The organism is Bosea sp. OAE506 (assembly GCF_040546595.1).
Classification (GTDB): domain Bacteria; phylum Pseudomonadota; class Alphaproteobacteria; order Rhizobiales; family Beijerinckiaceae; genus Allobosea.
Genome location: NZ_JBEPOB010000001.1, coordinates 2,697,653 through 2,709,592 on the forward strand (window position 1 = coordinate 2,697,653; position 11,940 = coordinate 2,709,592).

Below are 11,940 nucleotides of genomic sequence, written 5' to 3' on the forward strand. Positions count from 1 at the left end.
CTGCCCGTGACCGTGAACGATCTCGACATCGACGACATCAAGGCCGGCCTCGCCGATGGCTCCATCCTCGTCGTCGATGTCCGCGAGCCGCATGAATTCGCGGCCGGGCATATTCCGGGCTCGGTCTCGCGGCCGCTCTCGCGCTTCGACCCCGCCGACCTGCCGAACGAACCGGGCAAGCGGCTGGTGCTGTCCTGCGCCGCCGGCGTCCGCTCGCTGCGGGCGCTGGAATTCGCGCAGTCGGCCGGGCTCGACGTCGACAGCCATTATCTGGGGGGATTCCGGGACTGGGCGATGCGGGGCGAGCCGGTGGAGCAGGGATGAGTCGCAGCGCTCCGTCCGGCCCGCCGATCATGACGAAAGCTGACGCATGACGATCCGAGACGTTCTCCGCGGCGCGGCCTGTGCCGCCCTTCTCGCCGCCGCGCCCGGCGCCGCCGTCGCGCAGGCGCCGGCAGCTCCGGCGGCCCGCACGGTCCCGGCCCAGGATGCCGAGCTTCAGGCTGCGATCGCGAAGTCGAATGCCTATACGGCGCTGATGAACCGCACGCTGCGGGCGATCCAGTCCTGGGAGCGCTATGGCAGCTGGGTCGATCTGAAGAAGGGGCCGACCGGCAAGGAGCGCTATATCAGCTACGGGCTCTACAGCCTCTACGACGTCACCGGCGAGATCCGGAAGGCCGAGGAGGCGCTGACGCGTGAGCCGAAGCTGCCGGCGATCGATGCCTCGGTCGCGAACTACATCAAGGCCTATCAGGAGCTGGCGCCGCTGGTCACCCGCGCCGAGCGCTACTACGACCGCAAGGATTATCGCGACGACAACCTCGCCGAGGGGCAGAAGCTGCACGCGCTGATGGTGCCGGCGGCGCAGGGCTTCCTGGCCGAGCGCGCCCGGCTGGACGGGCTAATGCGCGACTACAAGAAGGGGCTCGACCAGCGCGAACTCGCCTCGGTGGAGCAGCGCGAGGGGCGCTCCGCCCGCTGGCAGATCCGCAACGTCATGATCAATGCGCGGGCCGTGATGGATCTGATGCCCAGCAACGAGAAGCCGATCGTCGATCTGAAGGCCTTCGATGCCACCGTCGCCGGTTATGCGGCCGCGATCCGCGAGCTCGACGCGTTCAAGGACAAGAACCCCGGCACGTCGCTGATGATCGACAGCCAGGCCGGGTCCTGGCTCGGCAAGCTGCGCGATTTTTCCGACAAGCTCGCCAAGGGCAAGGGCGATGTCCGCCGCGGCGCCGCCAATGACGCCAACTGGATCGTCAATAGCTACAACATGATGGTCAGCCTGTCGGAGACCGCGGTGCGGATGCCGCGGTGACCGCGATGCGCTGCATGCATCCCCGCGCGCGATCCGGCGGGGCTGACGGCGGCCGGTTTCTATTTCACTGTTTCATTCGACCAATCTGAGGGACTTTCGACCATGCGCCCCATGAAATTCGGATTCGGACAGCCGGTTCGCCGCGTCGAGGACCAGCGCCTGACCACGGGCGCGGGCCGCTACACCGATGACACCGCCGTCGAAGGCGCGCTGCACGCCTTCGTCCTGCGCTCGCAATATGCCCATGCCACCTTCCGGATCCGCGACAAGGAGACGGCGCGCCGGATGAAGGGCGTGAAGCTCATCCTGACGGGTGAGGATGTCGCCCATCTTGGGGACCTGCCCTGCAAGGGGTTGATCAAGACGATCTCGGGCGAGCCGGTGACGCCGCTGCCCGTTCCGGTGCTGCCGACCGACACGGTCCGCCATGTCGGCGAGGCGGTCGCCTTCATCGTCGCCGAGACGCTGGCCCAGGCCCGCGACGCTGCCGAGGCGATCGACATCGAGTGGACGACGCTGCCCTCCGTCACCGGCATCGAGGAGGCGCTCTCGCCCAAGGCGCCGCAGCTCTGGCCCGACCGGCCGGGCAATGTCGCCTTCGAGGCCGAGCAGGGCGACAAGGCGAAGACCGACGCCGCCTTCGCCAAGGCCGACCGCACGGTCGCCGTCACCATCGTCAACAACCGGCTGGCCTCCAACTACATGGAGACCCGCGCCTGCATCGCCGAATACGACAAGGCGACGAAGCGCTGGACGCTGACGCTCGGCAGCCAGGGCAGCCATGGCACGCGCGACATCCTCGCCAAGAGCATCCTGAAGGTCGATCCCGCGCGCATCCGCGTGGTCACGCCCGATGTCGGCGGCGGCTTCGGCACCAAGATCTTCATGTACCGCGAATACCCGCTGACTATGGTCGCGGCGGAGATGCTGAAGCGCCCCGTCCGCTGGGTCGCCGACCGCACCGAGCATTTTCTCGCCGACACCCATGGCCGGGCCAATCTCGCCACGGCGACGATGGCGCTCGACAAGCGCGGCAAGTTCATCGCGCTCAAGGTCGATCTCGCTGCCGAGATGGGCGCCTATCTCTCGCAGTACGGGCCCTTCATCCCCTGGGTCGGCACGACGATGACGCCGGGCTGCTACAGCATTCCGGCCGTGCATGTGCGCTTCCGCGGCGTGCTGACCAATACGATGGCGGTCGATGCCTATCGCGGCGCGGGGCGCCCCGAGGCCGCCTATCTGATCGAGCGGCTGGTCGACGCCATCGCCCGCGAGACGGGCAAGACCCCGGACGCCGTGCGCGCGCTCAACTTCGTCAAGCCGAGCGAGATGCCGCACAAGACACAGACCGGGCCGGTCTATGATTCGGGCGAGTTCGAGGGGCACATGCGCCGCGCCATGGAGGTGGCGGACTGGAAGGGCTTCAAGGCCCGCCTCAAGACCGCCACCAAGGCCGGCAAGCTCCGCGGCATCGGCATGGCCAGCTATATCGAGGCCTGCGGCGGCGGCGGCCCCGAGAGCTCGACCGTGATCCTCGAGAAGGACGGCATGGTCACCGTGCTGATCGGCACGCAGTCGAACGGGCAGGGGCATGAGACGGCCTATTCGCAGCTCGTGTCCCAGCATCTCGACATCCCGATGGACCGCATCCGGGTCATCCAGGGCGATACCGACAAGGTCGAGACCGGCTCGGGCACCGGCGGTTCGCGCTCGATTCCCGTTGGCGGCGCGGCGCTGGACAAGGCGACCGCGATCCTCTCCGACAACCTGAAGCAGCTCGCCTCCGAGAAGCTCGAGGCCGGCATCGGCGACCTCGAGATCGTCGACGGGGCCGTGCGCGTCGTCGGCACCGACAAGGCGCTCGACCTTGCGGCGATCGCGGCGTTGCCCGGCGCCACGACGGAGAAGCTGCGCGTTCACCAGAGCTGGCAGCCGCCGGAGGCGACCTATCCAAACGGCACCCATGTCTGCGAGCTGGAGATCGACCCGCAGACCGGCGCGACCGAGATCGTGAACTATGTCGTCGTCGACGATTTCGGCATGACGCTGAACCCGATCATGCTTCAGGGCCAGGTCCATGGCGGCGCGGCGCAGGGCATCGGCCAGGCGCTGATGGAGGAGATCCGCTTCGACTCCTCGGGCCAGATGCTCACCGCGACCTTCATGGATTATGCGCTGCCGCGCGCCATCGACATCCCGAACTTCCATTTCGAGACGCGCAATGTCCGCTGCGTCACGAATGCGCTCGGCGTGAAGGGGGCAGGCGAGGCGGGTGCCATCGGCGCCTGCCCGGCGGTGATGAACGCGATGGTCGATGCGCTGGACCGCGCCGCGGGCATCAAGGCCATCGACATGCCGGCGACGCCGCTGAAGGTGTTCAACGCGCTGAAGGACGCCGGGTATCGGCTCTGACGCAAGGGTGCCCTTGCGTCAGCGCAAGACTGCTCACGCGAATGGCACTTGGCGCCGAGGACGGGATCGGTTGTTCTGGAATGGTTCCAATCGGCGCCATTCCCGGCGACCGAAGCCTTAGGGAAGCGCCATGATCCGTACCATCGCCGTCGCCGCCGTTCTGGGATTGGGCGTCACCGCCGTCCTCGCCCAGTCCGACCCGATCACCGAACGTCGCAACGCGATGAAGGCCGTCGGTGCGGCCACTCGCGACGGCGCGGCGATCGCCAAGGGCGAGGCTCCCTTCGAGGCGGCGAAGGCGCAGGCCATCGCCAAGGTCTATATCGACTCGGCGAAGAAGATGCCGGGCCTCTATCCGGACAGCTCGAAGACCGGCGGCGAGACCACCGCCGCTCCGAAGATCTGGGAGGACCAGGCCGGCTTCAAGGCCGCCTTCGTCAAGTTCGAGACCGACGCTGCGGCCATCGGCACGGCGGCCGACGTGGCCGCCTTCCGCACCGCCTTCGGCAACGCGACCAAGAATTGCGGCAGCTGCCACGAGGTCTATCGCATCAAGAAGTGACGCGGGCCGCTAAGGCGGCCGAGGGAGCTTTCCGGCTCCCGTCACGTTGTGCTGACATGCACGCGCCGCGGCCACAGCTGCGGCGCGAATTTGCCGTCTTCCGGGGAGTATCGAGATGCTGCGCCTTCGCCGTCTGCTGGTCACGCTCTTGCTGCTGGCGGCGGTGGGATTGGGCGGCTTCTATCTGCTCACCGATCCGCGTGTGGTCTCGCCATCGCCCGAGATCGGCACGCTGGGCGCGCCCGACCTCGAGAACGGGCGCATCCTGTTCGTGGCCGGCGGCTGCGCCTCCTGCCACGCCACGCCGAACCAGGACGACAAGCTGAGGCTCGGTGGCGGGCTGGCGCTGGAATCGCCCTTCGGGACCTTCCACGCGCCCAACATCTCCCCCCATACGCGGGACGGCATCGGCAATTGGGGCGTGCAGGATTTCGTCGACGCAATGGCGGCCGGCGTCTCGCCGAAGGGCCAGCACTACTACCCTGCCTTCCCCTACACCTCCTACCGGCTGATGCCGCCGAAGGCGCTGGCGGATCTGTTCGCCTATATCCGCACGTTGAATCCCGTCGAGGGCCGGGCGCCGGCGCATGAGCTGCCGTTCCCCTTCAACATCCGGCGCGTCGTCGGTGGCTGGAAGCTGCTCTTCTTCGAGCGCGCGGCCTTCCGGCCCGATCCGACGAAGAGCGGGGAGTGGAATCGCGGCGCTTATCTGGTGAACGGGCCGGGCCATTGCGCCGAATGCCACTCCAACCGCAACGCGCTGGGCGCCATCGTGGCCGCGACGCGCTTCGCCGGCGGGCCGGACCCGGAAGGGAAGGGCTTCGTTCCCAACATCACCCAGACGCCCGAGGCGCTCGGCAAATGGTCGAAGGGTGAGATCGCCGAACTGCTGAAGACCGGCTTCACGCCGAATTTCGACAGCGTCGGCGGCACGATGGCAGCGGTGGTGCGCAACATGGCGCAACTGCCCGAGGCCGATCGCCAGGCGATGGCGGAGTATCTGAAGTCCCTGCCGGCGGTGCAGGGCCCGCCACGACCGGCGAAGACGGGCGGGTGACGAGGGGGAGCGGCGCTAACGGGCGGGTCTGACCCTGCCTGCCTACTCCATCACCGCGGCCTTGAGGATGCAGACCATCATCGCGGTGCCCGGCTCGTTGCCGACGCAGCGGACGATGTGGCGGCGGTCGCAGCGATAGCGCAGCGTCTCGCCGGCCTTGGCGCGCTGGACGATGTCGCCGACCTCGACCTCGAACTCGCCTGAGGTGACGGAGAGCGACTCGATCGAGCCGCGCTGATGGCCTTCGGAGTCGAGTTCGCCGCCGGGCTCGGACTGCACGTCGTACCATTGCAGCCATTCGACGGTCTTGATCCAGCCGACGATGGCGAGCTTCAGCTTGCCGTCCTCGGAGACCAGGATCGGCGTGTCGGCGCGGGCGGTCTTGTCGATGAAGGGCTCTTCCTCGCCGCTGGAGAGCACGCGCTCGATCGAGATGTCGAGCGCCTGCGACAGCCGCCAGATCGTCGCCAGCGTCGGGTTGGTCTCGTTGCGCTCGATCTGGCTGATGATCGACTTGGCGACGCCGGACTGTTCGGCGAGCTCCGACAGCGAGAAGTTGTAGGCCTTGCGCAGGCGCTGGATCGTCTTGCCGAGCTGCCCCGAGATGACGTGAGCTCCGGAATCGAACTCGCGTCCGCCACGCTCTTTCGTCTCGATACCCATGTGAACCGGCCTGCCTCGCCTGTCGGATCGTTTGCACGATCGAACGAAAATGTTTGTCTGAGCGGACAATGCCCCTTGCGGCTGCGCGGAGCAAGCCGCCGCAGTGGCGCGGAACAGGCGCGCGCGGCTCAGGTCGGGCGGGTCGAGCTGATTTCGCGCTGCTCGCGCTTGAGCAGGCCGAGGCGCTGCTCGCGCAGGATGACGCAGATTCCCGAGGCGATCACGATGGCCGCGCCGATCAGGATGGTCGAAACCGGCCACTCGCCGAAGACGAACCAACCGATCAGCACGGCCCAGATCATCGTCGAGTACTCGAAGGGCGCGATCAGCGAGGCGTCGCCGAAGCGGTAGGCCTGAACGAGCAGGATCTGTCCGAAGCCGCCGAGAATGCCGATCGCCACCAGCATGGCGGCCTCGGTCAGGTCCGGCATGCGCCAGCCGAAGGCGAGCGTGATCAGACCGAGCGCGCTGGTCAGCAGCATGAAGTAGAAGACGATGGCGCCGGTGGGTTCGGTCTTGGTCAGGAGCCTAACCTCGATCGAGGCAAAGGCGGAGCAGAAGGCGCCGGCGAGGCCGAGTGCCGCGCCGAGCGCCGGGCCTCCCTTCAGCCCCTGCGACAGCGTTCCTGCCGAGAGATGCGGCGAGAGCATGATGAGAACGCCAACGAAGCCGATGGTCACTGCGCTCCAGCGATAGATCCGCACGCGCTCCTTCAGCACCAGCGCGGCCAGGACAACGACGCCGAGCGGCGCGGCATAGCCGAGCGCGACCGCATCCGAGAGCGGCAGGAACTGCAGCGCGGCGAAGCCGCAGAACATGCCGGTCGAGCCGATGACGCCGCGCTTGAGATGGCCGCGCAGATTGCGGGTCTTGAGCGCGCCCGGAAGCTCGGAGCGCCAGGCCAGCCAGATCAGCAGCGGAATCAGGGCGAAGAAGGAGCGGAAGAAGACGAGCTCGCCGGTCGGATAGCGCGTCGACATATGCTTGATGCCGGCCGACATCAGCGTGAAGGCCAGGGCCGAAAGCAGTTTCAGGCTGATGCCGAGGAGCGGGGACAAGGGACCGGCGCGGTGGGAGAGCGCGGGAGGCGCCCCGCTTCGCGTTCCTTAGATCATGTCCAGTCCGGCCCTCAAAGCGCCGAGGCTGCAACCCCGCTAGGCGGCTCGCGGGAGGGCGGGGTCCAGAGCCCGCCGCCCCGATTGCCCCCAGCCCTGATCCATGAGGAGCGCTCCGCAGGGTGAGGGCTGAGGGAATCGAGCCGGCTCTCAAAAGCTCCCCCGGAACGCCCCGCCGTCGATCAGGATGTTCTGGCCGGTGATGTAGCCGGCATGGGCGCTGGCGAGGAAGGCGCAGAGCCGACCGAACTCGTCGGCCTCCCCGAAGCGCCCGGCCGGCACGTCGGCGCGACGCGCTTTCGCCATCTCCTCGACGCTGAGGCCCTTCATCGCCGCCATCTTGGTCAGCCCGCTTTTCAGCCGGTCGGTGTCGAACATGCCGGGCAGGATGTTGTTGATGGTGACATTGGCATGAGCGACCTCGCGAGCCACGCCCGACAGGAAGGCGGTCAGCCCGGCGCGGGCGGCCGAGGAGACGTCGAGCCCCGTCAGCGGGGTCAGCACGCTCGCCGAGGTGATGTTGACGATCCGCCCGAAGCGCCGGGCGATCATGCCGTCCACCACCCGCTGCACCAGTTCCAGCGGGGTCGCCATGTTCTGGACGACGCCCTCCAGAAGCGCCTCCCGCGACACATCGCGAAACGGTTTCGGCGGAGGGCCGCCATTGTTGTTGACCAGGATGTCGGGTTCGGGGGCGGCGGCGAGCAGGGCGTCCTGCCCGGCGCGGGTGGAGACGTCGGCGACGACGGGAACCACGGTTGCGCCGGTGCTGGCACGGATCTGGCTGGCTGTTTCCTCGAGTGTCGTGCCGTCGCGTCCGTTGATGACGACGGTGCAGCCGGCTTCCGCGAGCGCCTGTGCGCAGCCGCGGCCGAGCCCCTTGCTGGAGGCGCAGACAATGGCCGTGCGGCCGGAAATTCCCAGATCCATCGCATTCCTCCGGAGGCTTTTCTTATCGAGCGGCAGTGAGACCACGGATCGCGGGTCCCGTCATCAAAGCGCAACGCAAATCAGACACATGCCGGACGCATCGCAACGAGACGGGCCCGACGGCATGAGCGACGAGGACGACGCGAAGCAGGTTCGCAGCATCTTCATTTCGGACCTGCATCTCGGTACGCGCGGGGCGCAGGCCGATCTGGTGCTGGAATTCCTGCGCGCCTACGACGCCCCGCAGATCTATCTGGTCGGCGACATCATCGACGGCTGGCGGCTGAAGAGCGGCTGGTACTTCCCGCAGTCGCACAACGACGTCATCCAGAAGCTGCTGCGCAAGGTCCGCAAGGGCTCGAAGCTGGTCTATGTCACCGGCAATCACGACGACTTCCTGCGCGATTTCACCGGCCTCCAGTTCGGCGGCATCACCATCGTCGACGAGGTCATCCACGAGACGGCGGACGGCAAGCGTCTGCTCGTCATCCATGGCGACCTGTTCGACCTCGTCGTGCGCAACGCCAAATGGCTCGCGCTGCTGGGCGACTGGGCCTACACGCTGGCGCTCGCCTCCAACACCGTCGTCAACAAGGTGCGGCGGCTGCTCAACCTGCCGCACTGGTCGCTTTCGGCCTGGGCCAAGAACAAGGTCAAGAACGCGATCAGCTATATCGGCGAGTTCGAGACCTGCCTTGCTGCCGAGGCGCGCCGGCACCAGGCCGACGGCGTCGTCTGCGGCCATATCCACCATGCCGCCTTCCGCGAGATCGAAGGGCTCACCTACATCAATACCGGCGACTGGGTCGAAAGCTGCACGGCCGTGATCGAGCATCACGACGGCCGCTTCGAGATGATCCGCTGGCCGCAGGGGCGCCTGAAGGGGCAGACGGCGATTCCCGTGGTCGTCCCGGCCCGGCCGGCTCCGGTTCCGGCGCTGGTGGAAGCCGCCTGATGCGGGTGATGATCGCGACGGATGCCTGGCGTCCGCAGATCAACGGCGTGGTGCGCTCGCTCGAGCGCATGGCGGAGGCGGGGCCGGATTTCGGCGTCACCACGAAGATGCTGACGCCGGACGGCTTCCGCCAGATCGGTCTGCCGAGCTATCCCGATATCCGGATCGCGCTGGCGACGCAGCGCGCCATCGCCGAACGCATCACCGATTTCGCGCCCGACCATGTCCATATTGCGACCGAGGGGCCGATCGGCTGGCTCGCCCGCGCCGTCTGCCTCGCGCAGAAGCGGGTCTTCACGACGAGCTACCACACCCGCTTCCCGCAATATGTCGTGGCGCGCTGGCCGATCCCGGAAAGCTGGAGCTACGGCTTCCTGCGGCGCTTCCATGGGCCGGCCGCTGCGGTGATGGTCTCGACAGCGACCGTCGAGGCGGAGCTGCGCCAGCACGGCTTCGGCAACATCGTGCGCTGGGGGCGCGGCGTCGATCTCTCGCTGTTCCATCCGCGGCCGCAGAGCGTGCTCGACCTGCCGCGCCCGATCTTCCTCAGCGTCGGCCGCGTCGCGGTCGAGAAGAACCTCGATGCCTTCCTTTCGCTGCGGCTGCCGGGCAGCAAGGTCGTGGTTGGCGACGGGCCGGCGCGGGCCGACCTGCAGCGCGCCTATCCCGATGCGGTGTTCCTCGGCACGCAGGAGGGGGAGGAACTGGCCGCCATCTACGCCTCCTCCGACGTCTTCGTCTTTCCGAGCCTGACCGACACCTTCGGCATCGTGCTGCTGGAGGCGGCGGCGAGCGGGCTTCCGGTCGCGGCCTTCCCGGTCCAGGGTCCGCGCGACGTCTTCGCCGGCAGCGGCGCGGCGGTGCTGCATGAGGATCTGCGCGCGGCGGCGCTGCAGGCGCTGCGCATTCCGCGCGAGACCTGCCTCGACCTCGCGGGGCGCCACAGCTGGCAGGCCAGCGCGGCGCAGTTTTACGGCCATATCCGGCGCGTGGCGCGGCCCCATGTAGCGCCGGACGCTACAGCCTTCGCGAGCGTGTGTGCCGCGGAAGGCCGGGAGCGGCACCATCTGACGGCTTGAGCAGCGCGCGGAAGCCGTCCCGCCGCTCGTGGATCGAGGCGATCACGAAACCCATGGGTACGCCGAGCCCCACCAGTGCGGCTTCCGAAAGCTGCAGGCTGGCCTCGATCGTCTCGGGCACCGCATCGTTGACGCCGATCCGGTAGAGATGGCGCGCATGGTCGGAATCGCGTGCGCGGGCGACGATGACGAGATCGGGCCGCAACTGCCGCGCCGCCTGGACGATCGCATCGACCGCGCGGGGATTGTCGATGGTGACGATGAGCGTCGTCGCTTCCATGACGCCGCAGAGGCGCAGGAAATCGGGCCGCGTCGCATCGCCGTAGAAGGCCGGGCGGCCGGCGCGGCGCTGGGCTGAAATCAGCGTCGGGTCGGCGTCGATCACGATATAGGGCTGCTTGTGCTCCTCCAGCATGCTGGCGACGAGCTGGCCGACGCGCCCCCCGCCGACGACGAGCGCGCGCGCCGAATGGTCGTCGGGCGGCAGGATCTTCGCCTCGTCGGGCAACGCCACGGGCACGGCCAGCGTCCGGGCCAGGCTGCGCGCGAGGCGGGCGAGCAGCGGCAGGGCGATCATCGTCAGGGAGACACTGGCGAGAACCAGGCTCGCCGGCGCCTGATCCAGCAACTTCGCGGCAACCGCGCCATTGAGCAGGACGAAGGCGAACTCTCCGCCCGGCCCGATCATGATGGCGGTTTCGAGCGCGGTGGCCTTCGACAGGCGCAGCATCCGGGCAAGGCCGAAGACGAGCAGCGATTTCGCGGCGAAGAGGCCAACCGCGATGCCGAGGATGGCAAAGGGATGGGCCGCGATCTCGGCCGGGTTCACGCCCATGCCGACCGTGAGGAAGAAAACGCCGATCAGCAGCGACTTGAACGGCTCGATCGTGACCTCGATGGCGCGGCGGTATTCGGTCTCGGCCAGCAGGAGCCCGGCGATGAAGGCGCCCAGCCCCATGGAGAGACCAGCCGCGGCGGCGATCATGCCGGTTCCGAGCGCGATCAGCAGCGTCGCCGCCATGAAGCTCTCGGAGGAATCGGTCGAGGCGACGAGGCGGAACAGCGGCCGCAGCGCCCGCCCGCCGACCAGCACGATCAAGGCGATGGCGGCGAAGGCCTGCAGCAGGGCCTGGGCGAGGCCCGCGAGCAAGGAGCCGCCGCCGCCCTGCGCGCCGAGCACGCTGACCAGGAAGAGCAGGGGCACGACCGCGATGTCCTGGCTGATCAGCACGGCGAAGCTCGCGCGGCCGGCCGAGGAGGTCATCCGTTTCTTGGCCGAGAGGAGCTCGACGACCATCGCCGTCGAGGACAGGGCCAGGCCGAAGCCGATGATCAGCGCCGCCGTCGTCGGTTGGCCCAGCGCGTAGGCGACGCCGCCGATCGCCGCCGCCGACAGGACGATCTGGCCGAGCCCGAGCCCGAAGACCAGGCGGCGCATGGTCTTGAGGCGCTCGAAGGAGAGTTCGAGCCCGATCACGAACAGCAGGAAGGCGACACCGAGTTCCGCGGGGCCGGCGAGGGCCTCGGGGCTAGAGACGGTGATGGTGCTGAGCAGCGGGATCGAGGAGACGAGCCCACCCAGGCCGAACGGACCGAGGAGCGCGCCGCAGGCGATGAAGGCGACGACCGAGTTGATCTTGAAGCTCTTGGCGAAGGGCACGATGACGCCCGCCGTCGCGAGCACCACGGCAGCATCCTTGTAGACGGAAGGGTCGACGGTCGCGGCCAAGGGGCGCCTTGCGATTCGCGGGGACAGAAGGGGCAGGCGGACTGTGCGGTTTCGACCACGCCGACACAACCGTTGCGGCGCAGCATCGCGGCGATATTCGCTTGTCCGGCTGAG

The 11,940-nt window shown here is 68.1% G+C and carries 11 protein-coding genes; 7 read left to right on the top strand and 4 right to left on the bottom strand.

Going from position 1 to position 11,940, the window contains the following annotated elements:
* Positions 1–6 precede the first annotated feature (6 nt).
* The 5 genes from ABIE41_RS13150 (at position 7) to ABIE41_RS13170 (ending at position 5,355) form a co-directional block, all read left to right on the top strand.
* Positions 7–324, top strand: coding sequence for a rhodanese-like domain-containing protein (locus ABIE41_RS13150; protein WP_192640850.1), 318 nt, complete (start codon positions 7–9; stop codon positions 322–324).
* A gap of 46 nt (positions 325–370) precedes the next feature.
* Positions 371–1,324 (top strand): YiiG family protein, encoded by a 954-nt coding sequence (locus ABIE41_RS13155; protein WP_192640851.1) that lies wholly within the window; start codon positions 371–373, stop codon positions 1,322–1,324.
* A gap of 102 nt (positions 1,325–1,426) precedes the next feature.
* Positions 1,427–3,736 carry a xanthine dehydrogenase family protein molybdopterin-binding subunit gene (locus ABIE41_RS13160; protein WP_192640852.1) on the top strand — a complete coding sequence of 770 codons (2,310 nt, stop codon included), beginning with the start codon at positions 1,427–1,429 and terminating at the stop codon, positions 3,734–3,736.
* Positions 3,737–3,866: 130 nt separating this feature from the next.
* A complete protein-coding gene (locus tag ABIE41_RS13165) occupies positions 3,867–4,298 on the top strand; it encodes a c-type cytochrome (RefSeq protein WP_192640853.1) in 432 nt (143 codons plus the stop codon).
* 115 nt (positions 4,299–4,413) lie between these two features.
* On the top strand, positions 4,414–5,355 hold the full coding sequence (locus ABIE41_RS13170; RefSeq protein WP_192640854.1) for a c-type cytochrome: 942 nt from the start codon (positions 4,414–4,416) through the stop codon (positions 5,353–5,355).
* 42 nt (positions 5,356–5,397) lie between these two features.
* Here ABIE41_RS13170 and ABIE41_RS13175 read toward each other — a convergent pair whose 3' ends face one another.
* The 3 genes from ABIE41_RS13175 to ABIE41_RS13185 all read right to left on the bottom strand — a co-directional run bounded on the left by ABIE41_RS13175 (position 5,398) and on the right by ABIE41_RS13185 (position 8,063).
* Complete coding sequence (locus tag ABIE41_RS13175) at positions 5,398–6,018, bottom strand: helix-turn-helix domain-containing protein (protein ID WP_192640855.1); 621 nt, start codon at positions 6,016–6,018, stop codon at positions 5,398–5,400.
* A 128-nt stretch (positions 6,019–6,146) separates the two neighbouring features.
* Positions 6,147–7,076: a DMT family transporter gene (locus ABIE41_RS13180; protein ID WP_192640856.1), complete on the bottom strand. Its 930-nt coding sequence runs from the start codon at positions 7,074–7,076 to the stop codon at positions 6,147–6,149.
* Between the two features lie 207 nt (positions 7,077–7,283).
* Positions 7,284–8,063, bottom strand: a complete 780-nt coding sequence (locus ABIE41_RS13185) for an SDR family oxidoreductase (protein ID WP_192640857.1) — start codon at positions 8,061–8,063, stop codon at positions 7,284–7,286.
* Positions 8,064–8,187: 124 nt separating this feature from the next.
* Here ABIE41_RS13185 and ABIE41_RS13190 point away from each other — a divergent pair, with 124 nt between their 5' ends.
* Together ABIE41_RS13190 and ABIE41_RS13195 are read left to right on the top strand one after the other, a co-directional pair.
* A complete protein-coding gene (locus ABIE41_RS13190; RefSeq protein WP_192640858.1) occupies positions 8,188–9,018 on the top strand; it encodes a UDP-2,3-diacylglucosamine diphosphatase in 831 nt (276 codons plus the stop codon).
* On the top strand, positions 9,018–10,097 hold the full coding sequence (locus ABIE41_RS13195; RefSeq protein WP_354192186.1) for a glycosyltransferase family 4 protein: 1,080 nt from the start codon (positions 9,018–9,020) through the stop codon (positions 10,095–10,097). Before ABIE41_RS13190 ends, ABIE41_RS13195 begins: the two co-directional genes overlap by 1 nt.
* Here ABIE41_RS13195 and ABIE41_RS13200 read toward each other — a convergent pair.
* Positions 10,036–11,826 carry a cation:proton antiporter domain-containing protein gene (locus tag ABIE41_RS13200; RefSeq protein WP_192640859.1) on the bottom strand — a complete coding sequence of 597 codons (1,791 nt, stop codon included), beginning with the start codon at positions 11,824–11,826 and terminating at the stop codon, positions 10,036–10,038. The genes ABIE41_RS13195 and ABIE41_RS13200 overlap by 62 nt on opposite strands.
* Positions 11,827–11,940 lie beyond the last annotated feature (114 nt).

What these genes read in the sequence shown, in the direction of transcription:
- ABIE41_RS13175 (WP_192640855.1), bottom strand. Translation starts at nt 6,018, where the DNA reads ATGGGTATCGAGACGAAAGAGCGTGGCGGACGCGAGTTCGATTCCGGA.
- ABIE41_RS13195 (WP_354192186.1), top strand. Translation starts at nt 9,018, where the DNA reads ATGCGGGTGATGATCGCGACGGATGCCTGGCGTCCGCAGATCAACGGC.
- ABIE41_RS13170 (WP_192640854.1), top strand. Translation starts at nt 4,414, where the DNA reads ATGCTGCGCCTTCGCCGTCTGCTGGTCACGCTCTTGCTGCTGGCGGCG.
- ABIE41_RS13165 (WP_192640853.1), top strand. Translation starts at nt 3,867, where the DNA reads ATGATCCGTACCATCGCCGTCGCCGCCGTTCTGGGATTGGGCGTCACC.
- ABIE41_RS13185 (WP_192640857.1), bottom strand. Translation starts at nt 8,063, where the DNA reads ATGGATCTGGGAATTTCCGGCCGCACGGCCATTGTCTGCGCCTCCAGC.
- ABIE41_RS13190 (WP_192640858.1), top strand. Translation starts at nt 8,188, where the DNA reads ATGAGCGACGAGGACGACGCGAAGCAGGTTCGCAGCATCTTCATTTCG.
- ABIE41_RS13155 (WP_192640851.1), top strand. Translation starts at nt 371, where the DNA reads ATGACGATCCGAGACGTTCTCCGCGGCGCGGCCTGTGCCGCCCTTCTC.
- ABIE41_RS13160 (WP_192640852.1), top strand. Translation starts at nt 1,427, where the DNA reads ATGCGCCCCATGAAATTCGGATTCGGACAGCCGGTTCGCCGCGTCGAG.